The 26705-nt window shown below is 59.1% G+C and carries 24 protein-coding genes; 13 read left to right on the top strand and 11 right to left on the bottom strand.

All coding sequences use genetic code 11. The annotated features are described in order from the left end of the window. Positions 1-39 precede the first annotated feature (39 nt). The 7 genes from JNO50_RS05715 to JNO50_RS05685 form a co-directional block, all read right to left on the bottom strand. Complete coding sequence (locus JNO50_RS05715; protein WP_189532482.1) at positions 40-1347, bottom strand: L-cysteine desulfidase family protein; 1308 nt, start codon at positions 1345-1347, stop codon at positions 40-42. A gap of 64 nt (positions 1348-1411) precedes the next feature. After that, positions 1412-2740 (bottom strand): SLC5/6 family protein, encoded by a 1329-nt coding sequence (locus tag JNO50_RS05710; RefSeq protein ID WP_189532480.1) that lies wholly within the window; start codon positions 2738-2740, stop codon positions 1412-1414. Positions 2741-2878: 138 nt separating this feature from the next. Further along, entirely contained in the window at positions 2879-3511 is a 633-nt protein-coding gene (locus tag JNO50_RS05705; protein WP_189532478.1) for a helix-turn-helix transcriptional regulator, read from the bottom strand. A gap of 365 nt (positions 3512-3876) precedes the next feature. Next, positions 3877-4224, bottom strand: a complete 348-nt coding sequence (locus tag JNO50_RS05700) for a RidA family protein (RefSeq protein WP_189532476.1) — start codon at positions 4222-4224, stop codon at positions 3877-3879. An 82-nt stretch (positions 4225-4306) separates the two neighbouring features. Further along, positions 4307-5458 (bottom strand): trans-sulfuration enzyme family protein, encoded by a 1152-nt coding sequence (locus JNO50_RS05695; protein ID WP_189532474.1) that lies wholly within the window; start codon positions 5456-5458, stop codon positions 4307-4309. Between the two features lie 17 nt (positions 5459-5475). Then, on the bottom strand, positions 5476-6837 hold the full coding sequence (locus JNO50_RS05690; RefSeq protein ID WP_189532472.1) for a pyridoxal-phosphate dependent enzyme: 1362 nt from the start codon (positions 6835-6837) through the stop codon (positions 5476-5478). A 194-nt stretch (positions 6838-7031) separates the two neighbouring features. Then, positions 7032-8225, bottom strand: coding sequence for a DesA family fatty acid desaturase (locus tag JNO50_RS05685; RefSeq protein ID WP_189532470.1), 1194 nt, complete (start codon positions 8223-8225; stop codon positions 7032-7034). A 160-nt stretch (positions 8226-8385) separates the two neighbouring features. Between JNO50_RS05685 and JNO50_RS05680 the strand changes: the two genes are divergently transcribed. Continuing rightward, positions 8386-9990, top strand: a complete 1605-nt coding sequence (locus tag JNO50_RS05680) for a YdgA family protein (RefSeq protein WP_189532469.1) — start codon at positions 8386-8388, stop codon at positions 9988-9990. 76 nt (positions 9991-10066) lie between these two features. On the opposite strand, the gene bfr is transcribed toward JNO50_RS05680, so the two are convergent. Continuing rightward, positions 10067-10540 (bottom strand): bacterioferritin, encoded by a 474-nt coding sequence (gene bfr / locus JNO50_RS05675; protein ID WP_189532467.1) that lies wholly within the window; start codon positions 10538-10540, stop codon positions 10067-10069. A gap of 80 nt (positions 10541-10620) precedes the next feature. Further along, positions 10621-10821: a (2Fe-2S)-binding protein gene (locus JNO50_RS05670; protein WP_189532465.1), complete on the bottom strand. Its 201-nt coding sequence runs from the start codon at positions 10819-10821 to the stop codon at positions 10621-10623. Between the two features lie 159 nt (positions 10822-10980). Between JNO50_RS05670 and mnmA the strand changes: the two genes are divergently transcribed. Further along, positions 10981-12015: a tRNA 2-thiouridine(34) synthase MnmA gene (gene mnmA / locus JNO50_RS05665; RefSeq protein ID WP_229804564.1), complete on the top strand. Its 1035-nt coding sequence runs from the start codon at positions 10981-10983 to the stop codon at positions 12013-12015. A gap of 47 nt (positions 12016-12062) precedes the next feature. Here the strand turns inward: mnmA and JNO50_RS05660 are convergent, their stop codons facing one another. Both JNO50_RS05660 and uvrA read right to left on the bottom strand, forming a co-directional pair. Next, positions 12063-12521, bottom strand: coding sequence for a VOC family protein (locus JNO50_RS05660; protein WP_189532454.1), 459 nt, complete (start codon positions 12519-12521; stop codon positions 12063-12065). Positions 12522-12599: 78 nt separating this feature from the next. Next, positions 12600-15422, bottom strand: a complete 2823-nt coding sequence (uvrA, locus tag JNO50_RS05655; RefSeq protein WP_189532452.1) for an excinuclease ABC subunit UvrA — start codon at positions 15420-15422, stop codon at positions 12600-12602. A gap of 133 nt (positions 15423-15555) precedes the next feature. Between uvrA and JNO50_RS05650 the strand changes: the two genes are divergently transcribed. From JNO50_RS05650 to JNO50_RS05600, 11 genes are all read left to right on the top strand, one after another. After that, positions 15556-16917 carry an MFS transporter gene (locus JNO50_RS05650; RefSeq protein WP_189532450.1) on the top strand — a complete coding sequence of 454 codons (1362 nt, stop codon included), beginning with the start codon at positions 15556-15558 and terminating at the stop codon, positions 16915-16917. Next, the gene (gene ssb / locus JNO50_RS05645; RefSeq protein ID WP_189532448.1) at positions 16917-17420 is read left to right on the top strand and encodes a single-stranded DNA-binding protein; all 504 of its coding nucleotides are present in this window, start codon (positions 16917-16919) and stop codon (positions 17418-17420) included. The genes JNO50_RS05650 and ssb overlap by 1 nt, the downstream gene beginning before the upstream one ends. Before the next feature lie 296 nt (positions 17421-17716). Continuing rightward, the gene (galE, locus tag JNO50_RS05640; protein WP_189532446.1) at positions 17717-18748 is read left to right on the top strand and encodes a UDP-glucose 4-epimerase GalE; all 1032 of its coding nucleotides are present in this window, start codon (positions 17717-17719) and stop codon (positions 18746-18748) included. A gap of 64 nt (positions 18749-18812) precedes the next feature. After that, positions 18813-19274: a large conductance mechanosensitive channel protein MscL gene (mscL, locus tag JNO50_RS05635; protein WP_189532444.1), complete on the top strand. Its 462-nt coding sequence runs from the start codon at positions 18813-18815 to the stop codon at positions 19272-19274. Between the two features lie 550 nt (positions 19275-19824). After that, positions 19825-21411, top strand: coding sequence for an ATP-binding cassette domain-containing protein (locus JNO50_RS05630; protein ID WP_189532442.1), 1587 nt, complete (start codon positions 19825-19827; stop codon positions 21409-21411). Beyond that, positions 21392-22240, top strand: coding sequence for a cyclase family protein (locus tag JNO50_RS05625; RefSeq protein WP_189532440.1), 849 nt, complete (start codon positions 21392-21394; stop codon positions 22238-22240). Before JNO50_RS05630 ends, JNO50_RS05625 begins: the two co-directional genes overlap by 20 nt. A 2-nt stretch (positions 22241-22242) precedes the next feature. Further along, positions 22243-23184, top strand: a complete 942-nt coding sequence (locus JNO50_RS05620) for an aromatase/cyclase (RefSeq protein ID WP_189532438.1) — start codon at positions 22243-22245, stop codon at positions 23182-23184. Further along, the gene (locus JNO50_RS05615) at positions 23181-23954 is read left to right on the top strand and encodes an SDR family NAD(P)-dependent oxidoreductase (RefSeq protein ID WP_189532436.1); all 774 of its coding nucleotides are present in this window, start codon (positions 23181-23183) and stop codon (positions 23952-23954) included. The genes JNO50_RS05620 and JNO50_RS05615 overlap by 4 nt, the downstream gene beginning before the upstream one ends. Before the next feature lie 2 nt (positions 23955-23956). Then, a complete protein-coding gene (locus tag JNO50_RS05610) occupies positions 23957-25246 on the top strand; it encodes a beta-ketoacyl-[acyl-carrier-protein] synthase family protein (protein ID WP_189532434.1) in 1290 nt (429 codons plus the stop codon). Further along, a complete protein-coding gene (locus JNO50_RS05605; protein WP_189532432.1) occupies positions 25243-26430 on the top strand; it encodes a beta-ketoacyl-[acyl-carrier-protein] synthase family protein in 1188 nt (395 codons plus the stop codon). The genes JNO50_RS05610 and JNO50_RS05605 overlap by 4 nt, the downstream gene beginning before the upstream one ends. Positions 26431-26453: 23 nt before the next feature. Then, a complete protein-coding gene (locus JNO50_RS05600) occupies positions 26454-26702 on the top strand; it encodes an acyl carrier protein (protein WP_189532430.1) in 249 nt (82 codons plus the stop codon). The last annotated feature ends 3 nt before the right edge of the window (positions 26703-26705 follow it).

Below are 26705 nucleotides of genomic sequence, written 5' to 3'. Positions count from 1 at the left end.
AACCCGCGCCGCACCTAGCGGCCGGCGCCCCACGCCATTTTACGCGGCTCTTGCCTTGTGCAGCATGATTTGGAGGATTTGTGTGTCGGTTTCGATCATGCCCTGGCTCGCCAGGCGGCCCAGATTCTCGATCGACGCGTCCACATCATGCGCAACGATACCTTCATTACCGGTGACCCGGGTGCCATCCAGCGCCATCAGCACCGCCTTGTAGGCGGAACCGGCCGAGGTGGACACTTTCATCGCGCAGCTGTTCGAAGCGCCGTCGCAAATCATGCCGGCCACATCGCCGATCATGCTGGAGATGGCCATGGCAACGGCGGGATAACCGCCCCCGAGCAGCATCGCCATGCCGGCCGCCGCGCCCATCGATGCGGTTGTCACCGCGCACAGCGCGGACAATTTTGGCAGCCGGGTATGAATATACACCGCCATCAGGTGAGAAAGCACCAGCGCCCGGATCAGGGTCTCCCGATCCGCGCCGACATGCCCGCCCACCACAACCACAGGCATGGTCGCGGCGATCCCCTGGTTACCGGAGCCGGAATTACTCATCGCCGGCAACGTGGCGCCGCCCATGCGCGCATCCGATGCCGCCGTGGTACGCATCAGGATACGGGTCAGCAGCCCGTCGGACAACAGTCCCGCTTCGATTTGGCGCTGGAGCGTCGCGCCGATGTGCAGGCCGTAACGCCCGCTCATGCCCTCTTCCGACAAGGCCGTATTGAGTTCGGCCGCTTCCTGCATGAAATCCAGCATCGATAACGGAGCGGTCAACGCAAAGACATACACGTCCTGAGCACAGGCGCCATCCAGGCAATAGTTCTCAGCCTGGGCGCCCTGTTTCGTTTCCGCCCGATAGACGACCTGGCCATCGCGCTCGATCAGCACCACATTGGTGTGCGCATCGGCAATACAGACTCTGGCGCTTCTTCCGCCGGCGGTCACGGTCGCCTCGGCATACAGGATGTTGGGCACATCGGCAACGGAGAGCACCACCTTCTGGTCATCGATCATGCGCTTGCCGGCCTCGACCTGCGCGTCGGTCAGTCCCTTGAGTACTTCCAGACGGCCATCCGGGTTACCGCCCAGCGCACCGACCGCAGCCGCGATCGCGAGGCCCACGGTTCCGGTTCCGGGCACGGTGACCCCCATGCCGTTCTTCATCAGATTGGCCGAGACGCGGGCGTCGATGCGCTCCGGGACGCACCCCAGTTCACGGGTCGCCATGGCCGCGGCCAGCGCCAGTGACACGGGCTCGGTGCAGCCCAGCGCCGGAACCACCTCCTGCTTCAGGGCCTTGACGAATTCGGGCCACAGCCCGTTATTGCGAGTCGATGTCGTCATGGATCTACTCTCTTTCTTTCAATCGTTACCGAAGGGGGCCCGAGCCCCCTTCCATCCCTGCCTGTCAGGCGAATGCCAGGAAGGGGGAGATACACAGCAGGATGCCGGTGGCGATGATGACTTTCAGAGCCACGCCCTTGTATTTGTCGAGGAACGGCACACGATAGACCAGATAAGCCGGGATCAGGCAGCCGACCAGACCGAACACCGGGCTGCAGATCGACGTGAAGCTCAGTACCGGGGCATTGAGCACGATCGCGCTCCAGGACAAGAGTACGGTGAACACCATGATGCCCTTGCCGACCCAGTCAGCGTTGATGCGCTCTTCGGGCATCACACGGCGCAGCAGGTTCATGGCAAGACCCTGGCAGGCTTCGCGGAAGCCGAGATAGACACCGAAATACGCCGTCATTACAGCGAAGATATTGAGAATCAGGCTGAACAGTTTGACGGTGTGGCCCGGCATGCTGCTGGCCACCATGGCCAGCGCCGAAATGTTTTCGTGCGAAGCCTTGACCGCCTGCTCATGGCCCATGGCCAGCGTGAACGACACGGCGTAGAAGAACACGGTCACGAACAGGATGACGAACGCGACGTTCATCGCGCGCATGGCCTTGTAACGGGCGACTTCGATGGATTTTTCCCGTGCGCGGTAGGAGATCACCATCGGGCTGAGACTCTGGATGAACAGGATCGATGTCAAGGTGAAAGGCAGCATCACGACCGCATCCTTGATCAGCTTGCCAAGCGGCGGCAGCATGCCGATATTGGACAGGTTCCACTCGCTGACCATCGCCACGCCAAGCACGGCCACCACGCCAAGCTTGGTCAGCACCATGCCGGTGGAAATGCGGAACAGCACCTTTTCGCCGCGCGAAGCCAGCGCCACCAGGGTACAGATCAGAGCCAGACCGTAGAACGGATTGGTCGACAACACGGTTTTGGTCAAGCCAAAGCTGTGCAGGAACGACGCACTGTCATTGGTGATCGCTGTGGAGTAAACGAAGACCCAGATCACCAGCATGATGAAGTACAACGCGCCCAGCAGCATGCCCCAGTTCTTGCCCAGATAGCCACTGATCACACTAGGGTAGTCCTTGCACTCCGGCGATTCGGCCAGCGTGTTGATGAACAGACGCTGGAAAAGGTACATCGCCGGGTAACCGATCACCGACGACAAGAGGAACACCCACAGCCCCATCAGTCCGACCTGGACGGGCAGGAACACGATCCCCGCGCCGATCGCCATGCCGATGCTGATGATGACCCATCCCCGGTCGGTGCTGTCGAAGCGCGTGGCCTCCTTCCATTCCTCCTCTGTCATGCCCGCGCGGCCTGCCGCTCCTTGCCCCGGCTTGACGTCCCGGTATCCGGATTCTACATTAGTGTACATACAACTCGCTCCTCTCGAGAGTCGATGCGTTGTTATCGCGTCCGGCGCCAACCGGACGCCTCTTCCCCGGCCGCGCGGCTCCCACCGCGCGGGTTTCCCGGGTCTTGGTCAAGGTAGGTGGGTATTCGGTAGTACGGTTCAGTCCCGGCAGTGCTTGAGATAGCGGTACAGGGTCGGTTCCGAAATATCCAGAGCCGCCGACGCCTTGCCGACAAACCCCCGGATCGAAAACAGCCCCCGGTTATCCAGTTCCGCCACCACATGGGCTTTTTCTTCGCTGGACATGCGCACCGGATCAACCGCGTAGTTGCCCAGCACGCTTTGCATGATTTCCACCCCGACATCGTCGACCGACGCGGAGAGGTTTTCCTGATGCTGCTCGTTGGACAGGTCCGCGGGCAGCAGCGCCTGCAGCGCGTCCACGGCGCGCTGATACCGGCTGTCGTCGCTGTTCACGCAGAACATCGCCACCGCCTTTCCGTCCGCATCCTTGATCACCATGGTCGAAGACCGCAGCAAGGTGCCGTTGCGCGTCTTGCTGCGGTAGTTGAGCCAGTAGTCCGCGCCGTTCTTGCCCGAGCACTCCTGCGCCATGCGTAGCGCCAGATCGGTCGCCGGCGCGCCGATGCTGCGGCCGGACAGATGACTGTTGCGGATGACCTTGAGGGAAGTGGCGGGTTCGGAGAGATCGTGCACGGCGATTTCGCTGTCCGGCCCCAGAAGGGCGGAGACGAAGTCGGCAAGTTTTTCCGCGTCGATGCGAAGTTCCATATCAGCATGAAAGAAAATTTATCTCGCCAAAATTCTATCTATCGCCATGAAACTTCGTCACTCACTGAATGACATGTTATTGACCACAATCAAGCATATTCAAAATTAATAATATGCTAAATGGCAGAGTTGTTTTTAATGCTGACATCACAGCAATGCATGCTAATGGCAACACACGCCAGACCCGACCTGCATTGCAGAACGCATCAAAAAAATTCCAGGGAGATGAAACAGATGGAAGGCAATGCGCGCAAAGTGGTGACACCGGGAGCCGGACCGGAGAGAAAGGAAGGCCATGCGCAAAGACATAAAACAAAAGACCGGCCACGAAGCCGGTCTTTTTGGCACTGACGCAAAACGGGAGATCAGCGGACAGCGACGATCTTGATCTCGACCTTCCAGGCCGGATTCGCCAGTTTGGCCTCAACCGTCGCGCGCGCCGGCGAATGGCCTTCCGGCACCCAGGCATCCCAAGCTTCGTTCATGGCGTCGTAGTCGGCCAGATCGGCCAGGAAAATCGTCGCATCGACGATATGGCATTTATTCACGCCAAGGTCATGCAGCACTTTGTCGATTTGCGCCAGCACATCGGCGGTTTGCGCCTTCGCGTCGGCTTCCGTATTTTCCGGTACCTGGCCTGCCAGCCAGATGATACCGTTGGCGACCACGGCCTCCGACAAACGCTTGCCGGGCAAATGACGATAGATGCTCATACCAGTTCCTCATGCGGTGGATTCGGTCTTCTTTGCGGAAAAAGACCCTCGAACACCCGGATTCTAACCGCAAAACCGCCGGTCAGCATGCCTCCAGCGCGCGGCGAATATCCTCGATCAGCGCCGCTTCGCTTTCGATGCCCACCGACAGGCGCACCAGCGTATCGGTAATCCCGAGCGCCAGCCGGCGCGCTTCGGGGATCGACGCATGGGTCATGGCAGATGGAACGCACACCAGACTTTCCACGCCTCCCAGACTTTCCGCCAGGGCAAAGAGCGACAGCGCGCCGGTGAACCGCCGCGTCGTCGCGGCATCCCCGCGCAATACGAACGACACGATGCCACCAAAGCCGTTCATTTGGCGCCGGGCCAATTCATGTTGGGGATGGCTTTCCAGGCCGGGATACAGCACCCGTTCGACCTTGTCCTGCCCTTCCAGCCATCGGGCGACGGCCAGGGCGTTCTGGTTGTGACGCTCGACGCGCAAGGCCAATGTTCGCAGACCGCGCCATACCAGGAAACTCGGGAAAGGATCGAGCACCGAGCCGACCGCGTTGTGCAAAAAGGCCAACTGCTCCGCCAGATCTTCACGGTCGCGGCCGACCGCGACCACCCCGGCCACGACATCGGAGTGGCCATTGAGGTATTTGGTTGCGGAATGCAGCACGATGTCGAATCCAAAAACCAGTGGCTGATGGATAACCGGTGACGCGAAGGTATTGTCGGCGACACTGATCAACCCGTGCCGCCTTGCAATACCGGCGACTTCGGCCAGGTCGACCAGCTGGTTGAGCGGGTTGGACGGCGTTTCGACCCACACCATGCGGGTTTCCGGCCGGATGGCCGCTTCCAGGGCGGCCGGATCGTCGGCGGCCACATAGGTCACGGTCAAACCGGCGCTGACGCTGCGCACTTTTTCAAACTGCCGGAAGGTGCCGCCGTACAGGTCGTTGACGGCGATCAGGTGGCTGCCGGCCGGCAGCAGTTCCAGCACAGTCGCGATCGCCGCCAAGCCCGACGGGAAGGCATAGCCCCGTCCTCCGTCCTCAAGTTCCGCGACGGCCCGCTCCAGCGCTTCCCGGGTGGGGTTCTGGGAACGGGAATACTCGTAGCCGGTATGCTCTCCCGGTGCATGCTGCCGGTAGGTCGATGTGGCGTAAATCGGCGGGATCACCGCGCCGAACGCGTCCTGATGGCTGCCGGCGGTCACCGACAGGGTGGAAAAATCGGTCATGGTGCGATTCCTCAAAGTCAGCGCTTGCGGCGCCAGAACGCCAGCAAATCGGCCTGGGTGATCAGGCCAAGGTAACGTTCGTTATCGATGATCAGGGCGACATACCCTTCGTTGAACACTTGCAGCAGGTCCTCCAGCGTGGCGGAAGGCGGCAGCGCCACCACCTGGCTGGTCATCGCGCTGCGCACAGTCTGCAGGAAGTTTTCCGGTTCGCCATGCACCGACAGCAGCAGATCCCATTCATCGAGAATGCCCACCACGCGGCCCTCTTCCAGCACCGGCAGTTGGGAGACATCATGCAGCCTCATGCGCTGATAGACCGACGACAGGGCCTCATCAGGCTGACAGACAATCGATTGTTCGCGGTCGTGACGACGCACGATCAGATCGGACAAATCTCCAACTTCGGGCAGGCGGATCAGTCCCTGATCGATCATCCAGTCGTTGTTGTACATCTTTGACAGGTACTTGTTTCCACTGTCGCACACGAATGTCACTACCCGCTTGGGTTCGGTCTGAGCCCGGCAATACCGCAGCGCCGCGGCGATCAGGGCGCCGGACGAGGAACCGGCCAGAATCCCCTCGGTACTCAGCAATTCGCGTGCGGTATCGAAGCTTTCCTGATCAGAAATGGAATACGCTGTTCTGACCTTCGACAGATCGGTCTGCGGAGGAACAAAGTCCTCGCCGATCCCTTCGACGAGCCAGCTGCCCGCTTCGCCCAGCGTGCCGTCCTTCACATAGTCGGCGAGAATCGAGCCGGCCGGATCGGCCAGCACGAACTCGGTACGGGGCGATACCCGCGAGAAGAAACGGGTCAGCCCGGTCAGCGTGCCGCTTGAGCCCACACCGACCACCACCGCGTCGACTTCGCGGTTCATTTGCTGCCACAGCTCGGGCCCGGTGGTGGTTTCATGGGCGAGAGGATTGGCCGGATTGTTGAACTGGTCGATGTAGAAGGCACCCGGGGTTTCGCTCGCGATACGCGCCGCCAGATCCTGATAGTAGTCGGGGTGCCCCTTGGCCACATCGGATCGCGTCAGCACCACTTCGGCGCCCAGCCCGCCAAGATGCAGGATTTTTTCCCGGCTCATCTTGTCCGGGACGACGAGAATCAGCCGGTACCCTTTGCGGGCGGCGACCAGAGCCAGACCGAGACCGGTATTGCCGGCGGTGGCTTCGACAATGGTGCCCCCCGGTTTCAGACGTCCGTCCGCTTCCGCGGCGGAAATCATCGACAGGGCCACCCGGTCCTTGATGGAACCGCCCGGATTGTGGCTTTCCAGTTTGAGATAGAGTTCGCAGGGGCCGGTATCCAGACCGTTGACCTTGACCAGCGGGGTGTTGCCGATCAGGGAAAGGATGTTCTCGTTTGCCATCGGAGTAGCCAAAGGACTTGGTAAAGCATCATTTAGCCACACTCAACAAATAATATAAAATTGATTATAATAAAGTTTATATTACTTTTTGGAATATAAGACCGAGCAAGGTTGTCCGGCGTCCAGGCCCTGCGCCGCCCAAGCCAAGAAAAAACCGGCCACAAGGCCGGTTTTTGGCAGCGGAATCGGGAAGGTCATGCCATCGCGGCGCGGCGCAAGCCGAAGGCGAACTGCTCCAGCGCCTGGATCCCGCTCGCTTCGGCACGGACGCACCAGTCCTGCAATTCGCGAAGCAGCTCGTCGCGGGTCAATGTGGAACGCTCCCAAAGACGCGTCAGTTCCTGGCGCATCGAGTAGATAGTCTCGAGCACCTGGCTGTTTTCCAGCAGACGCGCCAATTGATCACGCTCCGAGGCCGGCGTGTCCTTGGCGTCCTGCTTGAGCCAGACCTTCATCTTGCGCGACAGGTTCAGTCCCGCCAATTCCGGGAGCGCGGCCGAATGACGCAACTTCTCCAGCTCGGACGCGTAGACGCTTTTGAGTTCACGGGCGTAACGGGCCGCCACCGCATAGCGGTTGGCGATAACCGCTTGCAGCTGAGCGACGCCGATCTGATGCTGTCCTTCGTTCTCCTGGAGTCGCGGCGCCACTTTGCGGACCTTGGCGAGGCCCAGCGTCTCGAGAACGCGGATATAGGTCCACCCCAGATCGAACTCGAACCACTTATAGGAAAACTTCGCGGAAGTGCCGAAGGTGTGATGGTTGTTGTGCAGCTCTTCGCCTCCCACCAGGATGCCCCAGGGAACGATATTGGTCGACGCATCCTCGTTCTCGAAATTGCGGTAACCCCAGTAATGGCCGATGCCATTGATCACGCCGGCGGCCCAGAACGGAATCCACACCATCTGGATCGCCCAGATGGTCAGGCCGATCGGCCCGAACAGGACGAGGTTGATCGCCAGCATCAGGGCGATGCCCTTGCCGCTGTGCCGCGAATAGACATGGCGCTCCAGCCAGTCGTCGGGCGTGCCGTGGCCGAACTTCTCCATGATGGTGTGATCCTTGCACGCCGCGCGGTAAAGCTCGGCGCCTTCGGTCAGCACCTTGCGGATGCCCAGCACGACAGGACTGTGCGGATCTTCCGCGGTTTCGCAGCGGGCATGGTGCTTGCGGTGAATGGCGGCCCATTCCTTGGTCACCATGCCGGTGGTCAGCCACAGCCAGAAACGGAAGAAATGGCTGGGAAGGGGGTGAAGGTCCAGGGCGCGGTGCGCCTGGTGACGGTGCAGGAAAATCGTGACCGATGCGATCGTGATATGGGTCAGGCCCAGCGTGACGAGAACGTAGCCCCACCACGGCAGACTGACCAGTCCATTGATCCATTCCATTACTTCGAGTACCTCATCATGGTTTTTTCTAGAGAATTTGCTCTATTGTATGTGATTTTTCCAACTTGTGACATCAACGCCCTCCCTAAGGGGTACGTTTGGGCATTTGATGGTGTAACATAAAGCCCTACCTTTATTCGTTCACGCAGAAAATAACCCCGTGTTGCAAAAACGACGACTGATTGTTGCCCTCTCCTCGCTTGGCGGCCTGTTCGCCATCTACGGCGGAACCGCGTACTGGTCCGGCCTGAAAGCCCAGGAGACGCTCGAAGAACAGCATCGCATGCTGGCCTCCCTGCCCCTGTTCAAGGTGAAGTCGCACAGTTACGAACGCGGCTGGTTCTCTTCGCGGGAAACCACAGAACTGGTGTTCAACCGCAAGCTGTCCGGGCCGTATGAAAGCATGCTGCCGGACAACCTCAGGCCGTTGCTCGGTTCTACGATCAAATTCACCCATACCATCAAGCATGGACCGCTCCCGGGGCTCGGAAGTTTCGATTTCCACCCCGCCCGCGCCTTGGTGAAGACCGAATTCGACATGAGCGACAGCACAAGGAAAACGCTCAAGCGCTTTTTCGGGGACAAGGAACCGATCACGGTCATCAACCGGCTGGGCTTTGGCGGCGGCGGCGAATTGTCGGTCAGCATACCGTCCTTCGACTACGAGGAAACGCTTGCCGGCGTGAAGATGAAGTGGAAGGGGTTCGACCTCAAGGTCGACTACAAGCACGGTTATCAGGAATACAAGACGGAAGCCGTGTCACCCGGCTTCCTGCTCGAAGCGGCGAATCGTGGTGGCGTGCGCTTCGACAACCTGCGCTACCTGTCCGATGTCCGTCCCGGCAACAGCGGTGTTCACCTTGGCACCAGCGAACTGTCGGTGGGCGGCGTCCAGCTCAACTGGAAAGACAGCGTTCCTTACAGCATCAAGCTCAATGAACTGCTCTATGTCCTCACGAGGGTGCGGGTCGGGGAATTCATCAATCCGTCCGGCGAGTTCAAGCCGTCCAACGTCGAATTGAAGAATTTTGCCTACCAGATCGTGACCAGCGAGCAGGATGAGTTCATCAACTCCCGGGGCAAGCTTGGCTTCGAAACGTTCACGGTCAACGGACAAAGCTACGGTCCGATGCGTCTTGACGTGTCGGCCAACCACCTGCACGGGCCGACGCTGACACGGCTGGACAAGGAGTTGGGCCGCATCCCGTTCGAAGGCGTGGAGCCGGCCGAGCTTCGCAAGCAGTATATCGATGCCATCAAGACCTATGGCATCCCGCTGCTGGAGAATAACCCGCGCCTGCTCATCAACGAGTTCTTCCTGCGCATGCCAAGCGGCGACGCCAGTCTCGAAGGTTCTCTCGCGCTCAATGGTTTCAAGGCGAACGACCTGAAGGATCCGTTGCTGTTCATCCGTCGCTTCGACGCGGACGCCAAATTCAGCCTGCCGCGGCAAACGCTAGAAAATTTGGTGGTGGCACAAGCGCGCAACCTCTTCACCGTAGACGAAAGCGCCGAGGAGCAACCCAACCTCAAGGAAATCGACAATCTGGCGCGCAATCTTCTGGACAGTCAGCTTGCCCAGTGGATCGAACAGGGCTATCTCGCCCAGGACAAGGGCCAGCTATCCACCGCGGTCAATTTCCACGACGGCACCCTGAAGATCCGCGACAAGAAAGTCGCGCTTCCCTGGGAGGCGGAAGCGGAGGAGATGGAGCAAGCCGCGAAGGCATCGGCCTCCGCGCCGCTGCAAAGCAAGGCGAAATGACCGGGAGACCCGGGCAAAAAACGAAAGGGCGGCACGGGCCGCCCTTTTTCATTGCAATACCGATACCGCCAACCGGTCAGTCCGCATCCATCTGGCTTTGCAGGTAGTTCTGCACGCCGACTTTCGCGATCAGCCCTTGCTGCGTTTCCAGCCAGTCGATGTGTTCCTCTTCGCTCTCCAGGATGTCCTCCAGAAGGTCGCGCGTCACATAGTCCTTGGCGGTTTCACAGTAGTGGATGGCCTCGCGCAACAGCGGAACGGCTTCCCGCTCCAGCTTCAGGTCACAGGCGATCATTTCCTCGGGGTTTTCCCCGATGTAGAGTTTGCCCAGGTCCTGCAGATTGGGGAGTCCCTCGAGAAACAGAATCCGTTCGATGATCGCGTCGGCGTGCTTCATTTCATCGATGGACTCATGGTATTCATGCTCGTTGAGGCGGGACAGGCCCCAATTCTTGTACATGCGAGCGTGCAGAAAGTATTGATTGATGGCGGTCAGTTCGTTTTTCAGAACCTGATTGAGATATTTGATGACTTTTTTATCGCCTTGCATGGCATAGCCTCCTGTCGCGGGGATCCTCACATTATGGCAGAGGATTCCGCACTTGGAAGCGGGAAGCGCGCGTGAAAATGTCAGGCGGCATCGGGCAAGGACTGGGCTTCCTCGATCTGGAGCAGCGTTTCGCGACGGATGGCGTTGGCCGCGCATGCGCATTTTCCGCAGTCGGCCGCGACACCCAGGCAGTTCGACAGATCGCGCATGCGTGCGGCGCCACCCAGAACGGCATGGCGGATCTGGGTATCGGTAACGGCATTGCAAAGACAGACGTACATGGCGGTCCTGTGAGAATGAAAGTTAATCTCAATTTGATAATAGATGCGGATGATAACGATTGTCAATAGCGGAATATCCATCGACACAAGGTTCTGTTACCATTAAGCATTTTGAAGAAGGACGGCCCCGTGACGGGAAAGAAACGGATCGTCGTCGGTATGTCCGGCGGCGTGGATTCTTCGGTGACAGCCTGGCTTCTCAAGCAGCAGGGCCACGAAGTCATCGGCGTGTTCATGCAGAACTGGGAAGACGACAACGACAGCGAGTACTGCTCCATCAAGGAGGACGCGCTGGATGCCATGAGTGTGGCCGACATCGTCGGCATCGACATGGAGGTCGTCAACTTCGCCAGGGAATACAAGGATCGGGTGTTTTCCTATTTCCTGAAGGAATATTCCGCGGGCAGGACACCGAACCCGGATGTGCTGTGCAATGCCGAGATCAAGTTCAAGGCGTTTCTCGATTACGCCATGTCGCTGGGAGCCGATTGCATCGCTACCGGCCACTATGCGCGCAAAGCGGAGCGCGATGGACGTCACTACCTGATGAAAGCGGTCGACGAGACCAAGGATCAGAGTTACTTCCTCTATCGCCTGAACCAGTCGCAGCTCTCCCGCGCCCTCTTCCCCCTGGGCGACATCCGCAAGAGCGAAGTGCGCCGTCTGGCCGGCGAAGCCGGCCTGCCGACCGCCGCCAAGAAGGACAGCACCGGGATCTGTTTCATCGGAGAGCGCCCATTCCGAGAATTCCTGCAACGCTACCTGCCGACGAGTCCCGGTCCGATGGTCACGCCCGACGAGCGAGTGGTCGGAGAACACATGGGACTGATGTATTACACGCTCGGCCAGCGCAAGGGACTGGGCATCGGCGGCCAGGGAGAACCGTGGTTCGTTGCGGGCAAAGACATTCCGGGCAACCGGCTGATCGTGGTGCAGGGGCATGACCACCCGCTCTTGCTCAAGCCGTCGCTGACCATGTCGGACCTGTCCTGGACGCTCGACGAAGCTCCCGCGCCCGGCGCCTATACCGCGAAAAACCGTTACCGGATGCCGGATGCGGATTGCACGCTTGACGATGTCGTCGACGGTCGGGCAACCCTGTCCTTCCGCGAAAAGCAATGGGCAGTAACACCCGGCCAATCAGCCGTACTTTACGATGGGGATATCTGCCTGGGCGGCGGCATCATCCTGTGATCTCAGCCCCCAAAACAAAACCGCCAGGATCTGCCTGGCGGTTTTTTTCATACCTGTTTGGCGGGACGCCGTTCTATCTTGAGTTTGAGTTTTCCCGCAAGCCAGGTGTGATCGTAACTGACGATCTCGAATCCGTTGCCGAACGGATCGACAAAGGCAATGGCGCAGAAGAAGCCGTGATCCTTGACGGAGTCGCGGGCAATGGTCTGGCCATCCCGACTGACAACCCGCTCGCCGGCCAGCCGGTCGATCCAGTCGACGAACTCCTGGCCGCTCACCACGAACGCCACAGAGCCGGATGCGCCGCTGGAGCCGCGATCCTGATACAGCGCCAGGCGTACGGTGCTGCTCGGATTGGCGATCATCCACACGCTGTGCGGGGCCTCCTGCAAATTGCGATAGCGCGGATCCGGGGCGAGTCCCAGAACCCGTTGATACCAGGCAAGTGCCTTGGGAACATCCGAGACCGAGATCCGGATGTGGTCGATTTTACCAAGCGTCAGCATGCGTTCCTCTTGTTCATGTCCTGCCTGTGAGACATGTCCGATGTGTGTTGGGACGTCATCTATTCTACCCTGAAATTCTCAGGATTTATCCAGCATGGGACGCAAATAGCGTCCGGTATGGCTGACGGGGTGAGCCGCCAGGGTTTCCGGCGTTCCCGCCGCGATAATCTGGCCGCCGCCGGCCCCGCCCTCCGGCCCAAGATCAATCAACCAGTCGGCTGTCTTGATGACATCCAGGTTATGCTCGATCACGACAACCGTATTGCCATTCTCGCGCAACCGGTGCAGAACCTTCAACAGCAGATCGATATCGTGAAAATGCAAACCGGTAGTCGGCTCGTCCAGTATATACAGGGTTCGTCCGGTATCGCGCTTCGAAAGCTCCAGCCCAAGCTTCACACGTTGCGCCTCCCCGCCGGACAAGGTGGTGGCCGACTGCCCCAGACGGATATAGCCCAGCCCCACATCCATCAGGGTTTGCAGCTTGCGCGCCACGGTGGGCACCGCCGAGAAGAAGTCGAGCGCCTGCTCGACCGTCATGTCGAGCACTTCGTGGATCGTCTTCCCCTTGTAGAGGACTTCCAGCGTCTCGCGGTTGTAACGCTTGCCATGACACACGTCGCACGGCACATAGATGTCCGGCAGAAAGTGCATTTCGACCTTGATGACGCCATCGCCCTGACAGGCCTCGCATCGCCCGCCCTTGACGTTGAAGGAAAACCTCCCCGGGCCGTACCCCCGCTCCCGTGACAGGGGCACCCCCGCGTACAACTCGCGAATCGGGGTGAAGAGCCCGGTATACGTCGCCGGATTGGAACGCGGCGTGCGGCCGATCGGGCTCTGGTCGACATTGATGACCTTGTCCAGATGATTGAGTCCGACAATTTCATCATAAGGCGCCGGCTCTTCGCTCGCACCGTTCAAATCGCGGGCCGCGATCCGGTACAAGGTATCATTGATCAACGTCGACTTGCCCGACCCGGATACCCCGGTAATGCAAACCAGCATGCCTAGCGGCAGACTGAGCGTGACGTTTTTCAGATTATTGCCCCGCGCGCCGCGCAATTCCAGCATTCGCTCGGGGTTGACGGCGCGGCGTTCGCCTTCGAGGCCGATGCGGCGTTTCCCGGAGAGGTAGGCGCCGGTGACCGAGGCATCGCTCGCGGCGATTTGGGCGGGCGTGCCGGCCACCAGAACATTACCGCCATGCTCCCCTGCCCCCGGCCCCATGTCGACCACGTAGTCGGCCGCCCGGATCGCATCTTCGTCGTGCTCGACCACGATGACGGTATTGCCGATATCCCGCAAGCGCACCAGCGTCGCCAGCAGACGGTCGTTATCCCGCTGATGCAAGCCGATGGACGGCTCGTCCAGCACATACATGACGCCGGTCAGGCCCGAGCCGATCTGACTGGCCAGACGGATACGCTGGGCTTCTCCGCCGGACAGGGTATCGGCGGACCGGGCAAGGCACAGGTAGTCAAGACCGACATTGTTCAGGAAAGACACACGCTCGCGCACTTCCTTGATGATTTTTTCGGCAACCGCCTGCTTCTGCCCCTGAAATGCCAGGCCGGCAAAAAACACCGCGGCTTCTTTCAACGACATCTGGTTGATTTCATGCAGGGTACGGCCACCGACGAATACGTGGCGCGCTTCAAGGCGCAGCCGCGATCCGGAACAGTGCGGGCAGGGCTGGTTGTTCTGATACTTGGACAGTTCTTCGCGCACCGCCATGGAGTCGGTTTCACGATAGCGCCGCTCAAGATTCGGAATGATGCCCTCGAAAGCATGGCTGCGGGTAAAACGCGTCCCCTTCTCGGACAGGTAACTGAAATCGATCGCCTCGCGCCCGGATCCGTACAACACCACTTTCTGGATCTTTTCTGGCAGGGTCTCGAATGCGTCGTCCAGAGCGAAACCGTAGTGATCGGCCAGATTCTGCAGCATCTGGAAGTAGAACTGGTTGCGTTTGTCCCAGCCCTTGATCGCTCCCGTTCCCAGGCTCAACTCCGGATGCGCGACAACGCGGCGCGGATCGAAGAACGTCATCTCGCCCAGGCCATCGCACTTCGGGCACGCGCCCATCGGATTGTTGAACGAGAACAGCCGGGGTTCGAGCTCGGGCAAGCTGTAGGAGCACACGGGACATGCGAAGGTCGCCGAGAACCAGTGCTCGGCGCCACTGTCCATTTCCACCGCGATGGCACGTCCGTCCGCATGCCGCAGCGCCGTCTCGAAACTTTCCGCGAGACGCTGCTTCATGTCCTCGCGCACCTTGAGTCGATCCACGACGATTTCAACGGTGTGCTTCTTGTTCTTGTCGAGCTTGGGGATGGCATCGATATCGAGAACTTCGCCATCCACCCTGACCCGCACAAAACCCTGGGCGCGCAGATCCTCGAACAGATCGGCATTCTCGCCCTTGCGTCCGGTGATCACTGGCGCCAGGATCATCACCCGCGTTTCCGTCTCCATGCCCAGCACATGATCCACCATCTGGGACACCGTCTGCGACGCGAGGGGAACATGATGCTCAGGGCAATGCGGATCGCCGACCCGTGCGTACAGCAGGCGCAGGTAGTCGTGGATTTCCGTCACGGTGCCGACCGTTGAACGGGGATTGTGGCTGGTCGCCTTCTGTTCGATGGAGATCGCCGGCGACAGACCTTCGATGAGGTCGACATCGGGCTTTTCCATCAACTGCAGGAACTGACGTGCATAGGCCGACAGGGATTCCACGTAACGGCGCTGCCCTTCCGCGTACAGCGTATCGAACGCCAGCGAAGACTTGCCGGATCCCGACAAGCCGGTAATCACGATCAGTCGATCCCTCGGAAGATCCAGATCGATGTTCTTGAGGTTATGCGTTCGGGCGCCACGTATGCGGATAGTATCCATGCCTAACTCACGATCAGTCGGTTAACCTGCTAATATACCTGACTTGCTCGGGCGGACTCTACCGGAATCATTCGTGTCATCCCATAACGGGGCCGCCGCGTTATGGGCTGGATACCATTTACAACTCGACCCAATGACTTCGCTTGAACTTCGTGCCAGTGCCGGATTGGCCGGCATCTATGCCCTGCGCATGCTCGGCATGTTTCTTCTGCTACCGGTTTTCGCGCTATACGCCCATGGGCTGCCGGGAGCGGCCAGTCCGACCTGGATAGGCATCGCCATGGGCAGTTACGGACTGACCCAGGCTCTGCTCCAGCTGCCCCTTGGCATGCTCTCGGACCGGATCGGCCGCAAGAAGGTCATCTACGGCGGACTACTGCTGTTCGCGGCGGGAAGTTTTGTCGCCGCCCGTGCCCACAGCATCGAAATGCTGACACTCGGACGCGTGATCCAGGGATCGGGAGCCATCTCCGCGGCGGTCACCGCCCTGCTCGCCGATCTGACCCGGGAAGAGAACCGCACCAAGGCGATGGCCATGATCGGCGCAAGTATCGGCGTCACCTTCGCGGTCAGCCTCGTGCTCGGCCCCCTGCTCGCCCACTGGATCGGCGTGGACGGGATTTTCACGTTGACGGGGATACTGACGCTGATGGCGCTCATCGGCGTGAAGTACATCATTCCGGATCCGGCCGTGTCGCGTTTTCACTCGGACACCGAAACCAATACCTCCCGGCTTCGGGACGTGCTGACCAACCCGCAACTACTGCGCCTGAACTACGGGATTTTCGCCCTGCACGGCGCTCAGATGGCGATGTTCGTCGTCATCCCCTTCGCCCTGATCGGCACCGGCCATCTCGACAAGTCGCACCACTGGTTGGTGTATCTGCCGGTGGTGACCATCGGCTTTTTCCTGATGGTGCCAGCCATCATCGTCGGCGAAAAGCGCGGACGGCTCAAGGCGGTCTTCGTCTCGGCCGTTGCGCTGATGACCGTGGCGCAGCTGGGCATGGCGATGGCGCTCGACACGTTCTGGCAGATCGTCGCATGGCTGGCTTGCTACTTCGTGGCCTTCAACATCCTCGAAGCGAGCCTGCCGTCCATCATCTCCAAGATCGCTCCGGCCGATGCCAAGGGTACGGCCATAGGTGTGTATAATACGGCCCAATCGTTCGGCCTTTTCCTGGGCGCGGCGGCGGGGGGAGCCCTGTACGCCCGCTACGGTACCACCGGGGTTTTCACCTTCACCGGGCTGATCATGCTGTCCTGGCTCGTGCTGGCGGCGACCATGAAAGCGCCGGAAGCGGTCAAGTCGGTGATGTTCCATATCGGCGAGGACTGGCGCGGCGATCCGCATGACCTGTCCCGGCGGCTGGCCGCCAAACAGGGAGTCCGCGAGGCGGTGGTCATCGGCGACGAGCATGTGGCCTACCTCAAGGTATCGCAGCAGTCCTGGGATGAGGCATCCGTAAAACAATTGATTCAGGAGACCTATTAATGGCGTCCGTCAACAAAGTGATTCTTGTCGGCAACCTCGGCCGCGATCCCGAAGTGCGTTACATGCCTTCGGGCGACGCCGTGGCCACGCTGTCCGTCGCCACGACCGACACCTGGACGGACAAATCTTCCGGCCAGCGCCAGGAAAGCACCGAGTGGCACCGCGTGGTGTTCTTCGGCAAAACCGCCGAAGTGGCCGCGCAGTATCTGAAAAAAGGCTCGCAAGTCTACGTGGAAGGTTCGATCCGCACCCGCAAATGGCAGGACAAGGAAACCGGCCAGGATCGCTTCAGCACCGAAATCCGCGGTGACCGCATGCAGATGCTCGGTGGCCGCAACAGCGGCGGCAGCGCCCCGATGGACGGTGGCGACGATTACGGTGGCGGCTACAGCGCGCCGGCTCCGCGTCAGGAAGCGCAATCCGCTCCGCCCCCGGCTCCGCGCCGCATGGAGGCCAAGCCGGTGCAGAAGTTCGACGATATGGACGACGATATTCCGTTCTGACCTTAACGGCATTACCGCTTAGAAACCCCAGTCATTGGTTTGGCTGGGGTTTTTCGCATTTCGCGCATAAGACCCGGCAACTCGTTTGCCGATCACCTTGCGCATCCACCCGGCATGCCCCCTGGTAACAATACCCGCGTCAGAGAATCGGCGCCGTTTCCTTTGTTTTTGCTCTATTGTCATTTGTGCTTCGCATCATCTTGCGGTATACCTTGTCACCTGATCGCACGCAGCATTCAGAGCAGCACTGGCAACGCGAACCTTCATTCAACCCGGAACTCATCAGCCAAACCGAAATGAACACCAGAAAACCCACCGTACTTGTCACGGGCGCAGCCGGATACATCGGCTCGCACACCTGCATCGAGCTGCTCAAGGCAGGCTTCGACATCGTTGCCGTTGATAACTTCTGCAACAGCAAACCCGAATCTCTCCGGCGCGTGCAAAGCATCGCCGGGCGGGAACTCACCTTTTACCAAGCCGACATTCGCGATGGACAGGCACTGGACCGGATTCTGGCGGATCACCCGGTGGATGGCGTCATTCACTTTGCCGCGCTCAAATCGGTGGGCGAGTCCGTTGCCCAACCACTGCGCTATTACGAAAACAATATTGTCGGCACGCTGGTGTTGCTGGAAAGCCTGCGCAAGGCCGGCGTGCGGCGCATCGTATTCAGCTCGTCAGCAACCGTCTACGGCGACCCCCTGTCCGTTCCCATCAACGAAACCTGTCCGATCGGGGTGATCACCAACCCGTACGGCCGCAGTAAACGCATGATGGAGGAAATCCTCGAGGATGTCGCCAAAGCCGAACCGGGCTGGCAAATCGGGCTGCTGCGCTATTTCAACCCGGCAGGAGCGCACGAAAGCGGATTGATCGGCGAGGATCCGAACGGTATTCCGAACAATTTGATGCCCTACATCAGTCAGGTGGCCGTCGGCAAACTGGCCGCGCTCAATGTCTTCGGAAACGATTACCCGACCCATGACGGCACCGGAGTCCGTGATTACATCCATGTGGTGGATCTTGCCGTCGCCCATGTCAAAGCCATTCAAACCCTCACAGCCGTTGAAGGTGTACTGACGCTCAATCTGGGAACAGGTCAGGGTTACTCGGTGCTGGATATGGTTAAGGCATTCTCCGATGCCTGCGGCCATACCATTCCTTATGTCATCGCCCCCCGGCGCAATGGCGACGTGGCCTGCTGCTACGCCGATCCTGCCCGCGCCCGGGAGGTTCTGGGATGGCAAGCCACGCGCACGCTGCAGGATATGTGCCGTGACAGTTGGCGCTGGCAGCAGAACAATCCGAATGGCTATCCGGACTGAGCCCGATTTGGCGATCATCGCCGGTTACGCTACCATTGCGCGCATGTAAAAAAAGGGGAACGGCATGTCCATTCTGAAAGAATTCAAAGAGTTTGCCGTAAAAGGCAATGTCATCGACTTGGCTGTGGGCGTGGTCATCGGCGGGGCATTCGGCTCGATCGTCAAATCGCTGGTGGACGATATCATCATGCCACCGATTGGTCTTCTGATCGGCAATGTCGACTTTTCCAACCTGTTTGTCGTTCTGCAAGATGGCGCCAAACAAGCCGGGCCTTATGTGTCTGTCGCGGCCGCAAAACAGGCGGGCGCCGTCACGTTGAACATCGGTCTGTTCATCAATGCCCTGGTCAGTTTCACCATTGTGGCTTTCGCCATCTTCATGCTGGTCAAAGCCGTCAACCGTCTGAAACGGGAACCGGCCTCCGCCGCGGAAACGCCCCCCGACACAAAATCCTGCCGTTACTGCTGTTCGTCCATTCCCTTGAACGCGACGCGCTGCCCGCATTGCACCTCAGACCTCTCCTGACGTCCTGACCCGCGTCAAGGGAACCCCTGGCGGAGTTCCCTGGACAGGGTTCTTGCATCGCCCCTGATCCACATTTTTCCCGCGAAAGCGGATCCATCCAACTTGCCGGTCAATTCACGAGGCCCAGTGCTTCAGCGCTCCGACTGCCGCCATCGGTCATGTCACGCCTTCAGCAAGAAGGCATCACCTTCACGGCAGCGTTCCCCGCTAACTCACCTCCTATGCGCCCCCGGAAAAATCGCTGTGCTCAAGGCGACTGTTGCTTTTATGAAATACATAAAAACAATATAAATGACAAAACACTATTCAAAACAAAAGACCATAGGCATAATATCGGCAAATAACCACACTTATGAAATGGTTTTTATAAGCAAACCCTGTTTCTGAAATTTGTCTGCAGCAACGTGAAGTGGGAAATGACGATCTTCCGGATGGATTGTGGAAGACGCTGGCGGGAAAACACTTGTTTTATCCGAAGACCGTGGAACGGAGTATGACGAATGTCAAACTTGAATGCATTTGCAGCAACACAACACGCGGGTAGTCTCATATGAAATTATCCCGGAAACATTACTTTCAACTGATCCTCTCGCTGTGCACCGGCCTGATTTTTTGCTGGTCGGAGATGCAATTCATTTCCATGGTATCCAAAGTCGGAACTGACGGAGACATGGGAGCCCAGGTACTAAAAGGCGGCCTGCTCATTTCCGCCATTATTGCCGCCGGTTTCATCACCAAACTGTCTCTTGACATTTTTGCCGAAGATGTCAGCTACCAGATTCACAAGAAATTGGCAGACAGTTTGATTCTGTGCACATACCGTGATCTTGAACGCATTGGAATTGCTAAAGGTTACTCCGCACTAACGCGAGACCTCGAGGTGATTTATCAGGGCATGAGAATCCTGCCCGAGCTTGTTTTGAATGCATTACTGCTGGCGGGGGTTTTCATTTACCTGGCGATTCAGTCGCCACGCGGCTTTTTGACATACGGACTGGTCGTCGCTTGCGCCGTAGGCGTGTCGTACATAATTAATTCTCAAGTCGTCAAGCATCTGGATTTGATTCGCACAAAGATTGATGAATTGCACGGTCATTACCAAGCCTTTTTCAAAGGCGCCATCGAACTGCGTCTGAGTCGGGCCAGACAACAGTACCAACGCAAATCCACGGCATCAGCGCTTACCGAGCTGCTCGCCAGAAGAAAAAGAATCGCCTGGCTGGATGCCTTCAATCTCAACTGGGGGCACGGCATCACCATCAGCCTCATTCTGGCGATTATTGCCTTCCCCGAGTGGTTTTTTTCAGTAAAAAATAAAACGCTTCAGCTTAACTTCGTGCTGGCCACCTTATTTCTCATCAGTCCGATCACCGTGCTACTGGAAAATATCGGAAAAGTGCTGAACGCCACCATCAGCATACGCAGGATTTTACCGCTGACCACCCCGACACGTCCGCCCCAAATCCGTCACACGCCCAGCGAAACCCTTTCTCTGCAGGGCCTGCGCTACCGCTACCCGAACGAAGAGCGGTCAATCGGCGATATGGATCTGACCGTACGGCGAGGAGAGATCACCTTCATCGTAGGAGGAAACGGATCGGGCAAGTCCACCCTGTTCAAGCTGCTGACCGGACTGTATCCGGCTCACCACGGGGTACGCGAAGTCGATGGCAAGCCCCTGGAAAACGCCCATCTGGTTGAATGCGCGATGGTCGAAGCCAGTCCTTATGTCTTCGACAGGCTGCTCGCGCTGGACGGCAATATCCCCTCCGCCGAGACCGTCGCCCGTCTGATCGAACGACTCTGGCTGACAGGCAAGGTCGGGTACATCGATGGCAGGTTAAGTTGCACCACCCTGTCGCAAGGGCAAACAAAACGATTGGCATTGCTCACCGCTCTGGCCTCGGGGCAAAACTGTCTGCTGCTGGATGAATTCGCCGCCGATCAGGACCCCCAATTCAAACGGTACTTTTATCGCACGCTCCTGCGCGAATTAAAAGCCGAAGGCAAAACACTGATTGTCATCAGTCACGATGCCGAATATTTCGATGCCGCGGACCGTGTGTTGAAAATGACGGATGGCTGTCTTAGCGAAATATCACCCGAGGTTATCAAGCATGATCTCCAACCCGTATGAACTGATCGATTTAAGCGTTTCCGTTGATCCGGAGAAATGGGAACCTGACCCGGTCAAAATAACCGTCATCCTTCACAAAGAGGGAGGTGACCGATTGGGATCCGCCCTGATGTACCTGAAAAACAAGGGCTACGTTTACCGGATATTTCAATGGATAAAATGGAAAACGGGATTCGGCATGGATCATCGCGACTTTCCCGATGGGAAAGGATTATCGCTGATGTTTTATCGCCTGAGCACCCATACCGGCACACACATGGATGCGCCATTCCATTATGGAGACAAAACCTCCCGCGGAGAGCCGGCGCGAACCATTACCGATATCCCTCTCGAGTGGTGTTACGCCCATGCTTTCGTGATCAAAGTCGATCCGGAAACCCAAGGCCCCATTCAGCCTGAGGAAATCATATCGGCATTGTCACGACAAAATCTTTCAATACTGCCTGGAGACATCGCTCTGATCATGACGGGCGCGGACAAATATCAGGGAACACCGGCCTATTTCACGAAATTCAGAGGCCTGAGCCGCGACTCGGTCGCGTTACTCGTCGAGCGTGGAGTCAAGATTATCGGCATCGACAGTTTCAGCCTGGACCAACCCTTTTCTTATATGGTCACCGAATACCTTAAAAACCGGGATCAGTCCGTTCTCTGGCCGGCCCATATGTTTGGAAGGGAAAACGAATATTGCCAGCTTGAGCGTCTGGCAAATCTGGATAAATTGCCTCTCGATAAAAAGTTCATTTTAAGCTGTTTTCCAGTGAAATTGGAAAAGGCGGATGCCTCGTGGTGCAGAGTAGTTGCTTTGATCGATAAAAAACAGGAGTAAGGATGAAGCTTGTTCACGAAATAACAGTTCATTGTCCTGCGGAAGAAGCCTATGAATTCTGCCGGGATGTCAGCAACTGGCCAACACATTTTCCACCCTGCCTGCAAGCCCGGGTACTCGACGAATCGGACGGCACGCAGCATATCCGGCTGACGGCATGGGGCAAAGAGGCGCTGTTCCTCTGGGAGTCCGAACGGAAACTGAATCAGACCTACCTCTCCATCGGTTTTCGTCAGAAAAGGCCCATGCCGCTGGTCACGGATATGGCGGGTAAATGGGTCTTCAAAAAAGTCGCGCAAAATACATGTCATATCGAACTCTGGCACGAATTCACCGTGCGGGAGAACGTGCAAGGCATTGTTCCCGGCATTGAAACGCCGGAGGCGGCGTTGCAGTACATGGTGGATATCGTCAATGCCAACAGCGACAGGGAACTGGCCGCCATCAAGGAAACGCTTGAGCAGCGGCTCTGGTCGCATGAATTCGAGATTTCCGTCGACATTGGCCACGAAGCGGAAGCCGTGTACCAGTTGCTGAGGAAATACAGTTACTGGCCGGAGCTATTGCCCCACTGCAGCCGCATCGATACCGAATACGACGATGGCGAGCATCAGATTTACACCATGACGGTTCGTGTCGGCGATCACGACGAAGTGATCCGCACCATTCGCCATTGCGCCAACGGCTGCATCAATTATTTCCAGCCCGCTCCGCCGGATGCCCTCACCGCCCATAAAGGCAGTTGGGAACTCGAACAGCGGCCGGGCGGCGTCACGGTGACATCCTGGCACAAGGTCGTCCTCAACCGCGAATACTGGGTATCCCTGGGCATCGACGCCGAAGTCGCCAAGCAGCGTGTGGCGCAAAGCATCAATGCCAATAGCCGCGCCACGATCATGACCATCGACAAAAAACTGAATACGCGAGGGGAGCGGCAACCATGAAAACCGCACTTATCACCGGCGGCAGCCGCGGCATCGGCTTGGCCATCGCCCGGCGGCTGGCCCAGGACGGCTTTCGCTGCATTCTGACAGCCCGAAGCGAAGATGCGCTGGCCCGGGCGGCGGCTCAGCTCGAAGCGGAATGCGGTCAACCCGTGCTGACCATGACTTGCGATGTCCGCGACGAGCACGAGGTGGAAAAAACGATACGCCAGGCGGCGGCCTCCACGGGCCGGATCGATGTCCTGGTCAACTGTGCCGGCAGAGGAGGCGGCGGCATCACCGCCGATATCCCGACTGAACTGTGGCGCGATGTCATGGCCACCAACCTCGATAGCGTCTTTTTCATGACGCGCGCGGTTCTGTCACAGGGAGTCATGCCATCGGGGGGGCGCATCATCAATATCGCCAGCACCGGCGGCAAGCAAGGCGTCCTTCATGGCGCGCCCTACTCGGCCTCCAAGCATGGTGTCGTCGGGTTGACGAAGGCCTGGGGACTGGAATTGGCCCGCAATGGCAGCGGCATCACCATGAATGCGGTATGCCCGGGATTCGTCGAAACCGAGATGGCGCGCAATGTCAGAAATCACTACGCCAAACTCTGGCAGGTCGACGAAGCCGAGGCAAAACGCCGGATCGAGGAGCGCGTGCCGCTGGGCCGCTATATCGAACCGGATGAAGTGGCCGCCATGGTGTCCTACCTCGCGTCGGAGCAGGCGGGCGGAGTCACGGCGCAGGCGCTCAATGTATGTGGCGGATTGGGGAACTACTGATCATGACCAAACCTGCAACTGGACGCGTTGTCGTCACCGGGCTGGGTGTTGTCGCCCCCAATGGACTCGGCCACCGGGAATTCTGGAACAACTGCATGGCCGGCCGCCCCGGCATCCGCAAGATCACCGCTTTCCCGACCGATGGACTCACCGCGAAAATCGCGGGGATTGTCGAGGGATTCACCCCGGGCGACTGGCGTATTCCCAAGGCGCTGGCGGACCGCACCGATCGCTACGTGCATTTCGCCATGGCGGCGAGCGCCATGGCCGTCGAACACGCGCGCCTTGATGCCGGAACGCTGGCCGGCGAGCGCACCGGGGTGTGCATCGCCACGGCGATCGCCGGGACGCCTTACATGGAGCGCGTATTTCTGGCGAGCACGGAACGGGCGACCGGTCCGGTCGACAGCCATGCCGTTCCCGCCGATTTGTACCTGAACGCAGGATTCAACGGCGCCACCAGCGCGGTCGCAGGCCATTATGGCGCGGCCGGTCCGGTCATGTCCCTCGCGACCGGCTGCACCGCGGGCCTCGATGCGCTGGGATACGCGCTCGACTGCATCCGCGCCGGAGACGCCGACATCATGCTCGCCGGCGCCTCCGAAGCGCCGCTCACTCCCTTGGCCATGGCGGCATTCGATGTCATCGGCGCCTTGACCAACAGCCGCAACGATTGCCCGGAGCGCGCCTCGCGTCCTTTTGACAAGACGCGGGACGGTTTCGTGCTCGGAGAAGGAAGCGGTGTGCTTGTGCTCGAGTCTTACGAGCATGCCCGCGCCAGAGGCGCGCGCATTCTCGCCGAACTGAGCGGCTTCGGCTCCACCTGCAATGCCTATCACATGACCGACCTGCCTCCGGACGGCGAAGCGCTGTGCCGGGCCGCGGCGCTGGCGGTCGAAGACGCGGGAATCTCACCGGAAGCGATCGATCACGTCAACGCTCATGGCAGCTCGACCCCGCAAAACGATGCCAATGAAAGTTTCGCTTTGGTCAAGCTGATGGGCGATCACGCCAAAACCATCCCGGTCTGCTCGCTCAAATCGATGAACGGTCATGCGCTCTCCGCCGCCAATGCCATCGAGGCCGTGGCCTGCGTGCTGAGCCTGATGCACCAGGAGGTTCCGCCCACCATCAACTACGAAGAGCCCGATCCGGACTGTTTTCTCGATTACGTCCCCAATATTGGCCGCAAGGCGAGCATGGACCATGTTCTCAAAACCGCCAGCGGGTTTTCCGGAATTCATAGCGCCGTGGTTTTCCGGCGCTACCGCGACGAGGAGTCCCAATCATGACTACACGACGAGCCGTCATCACCGGGATCGGTCTGATCACCCCTCAATGCGATGACCCGGACTTCGCCTGGCATCGGGCAATCGCCGGGCAGCTGACCACCTCCTACAAGGAAGCCCTGGGCGGACACGCGGCCACGGTTTCCGATGAGCAGATCACCTCCGGACTGTCCGTGCGGAACGCCCGGAAAATCGACCGCTTCAGCCATCTTGGCCTGGTTGCGGTGCAACGCGCGCTCGCCGATGCGGGACTCGACACGGCGTCTCTGGATGTCTGGCGCACCGGCACCATCGTCGGCAACTGTTTCGGCGGATGGGCCTATACGGACCGGGAGCTGCGCCACCTGTATCAGGAAGGCGGGTGCTCCCGCGAAGTCAGCCCGTTTCAGGCCACGGCCTGGTTCCCCGCCGCCGTTCAGGGGCAGATATCGCTGCATCTAGGCCTTAAGGGATACAGTAAAACGGTCATGGCCGACAGAGCCAGCGGGCTTGTCAGCATCGGAATGGGCGCCCGACTGATCGAGACAGGGAAGCTGGACTGCGCCATCGCGGGAGGTTCGGAGGCCATCGACACCGACTTCATCTATGCCGCGCTGAAGACATCGTCGGACACACTGAGCCAGGATGGTCATTACGCGCCATTCAGCGACGGGGCCAAAGGATTTGTCCCGGCCGAAGGCGCCTGCTTCCTGATCCTCGAATCCGAAGAGCGGGCGGCCAGGCGCGGACGCCAACCCTATGCGATCGTCGAATCGTCCGCCCTGCGCAACGAACCGGGCTTCGACCGGGCCATGCCCGCCACGCATCACGCGCTGGAGCAGGCCATGCGCGCGGCGGCGGGAAATCGCGATGTGGATTGCGTCGTGGCAGACGGCATGGCCAGCGTCGACGCCGATCGGCAGGAAATTCAGGCGATACGGCATGCGGTCGGGGCCAGGACACCGATAACCGCGCCCAAAGCCGCATTCGGTCAACTGTTCGGCGCGGCGGGGGCGCTCGATTGCGCCCTGGCATCGCTGATGCTGAAAAAGCAGGCCATGTTGCCCTTCCCCCTTCATGGCGATTCCCGGCAAGACGATACCCGTTTCATCCAGCAACTGACAGAAGCGACGTTATATCGCGTTCTCATCAACGGACGCGGCTTTGGCGGTTGTGCGGCAAGCCTTTCTTTGACCCGTTTTTCTTAATGAATGATCAAGGAGCATTAACCATGGATTCAACATTTGAACAACATGTGATTGCGGCTCTGGCGGACTATCTCGGCGTCGACACCGCGGACCTCAGCCTCGATCAGCACCTGGAAAATGATCTGGAACTCGACTCCACCGAGTTCGTGTGCCTGTTGGTCTCGATCGAAAAAGCCTGCAAGGTCGAGCTCGCCGGTTTGAGGTTTGCCGACATGAAAACGGTGCGCGATATCGTCGCGGCCGTTGAAAACCGCGCGCGGACCCTTGCCTGAGAG

Origin of the sequence: Paludibacterium paludis, assembly GCF_018802605.1 — a bacterium.
GTDB lineage: Bacteria > Pseudomonadota > Gammaproteobacteria > Burkholderiales > Chromobacteriaceae > Paludibacterium > Paludibacterium paludis.
The sequence above is the reverse complement of the archived record's forward strand: the minus strand, read 5'-3'. Positions and strand labels throughout refer to the sequence as shown.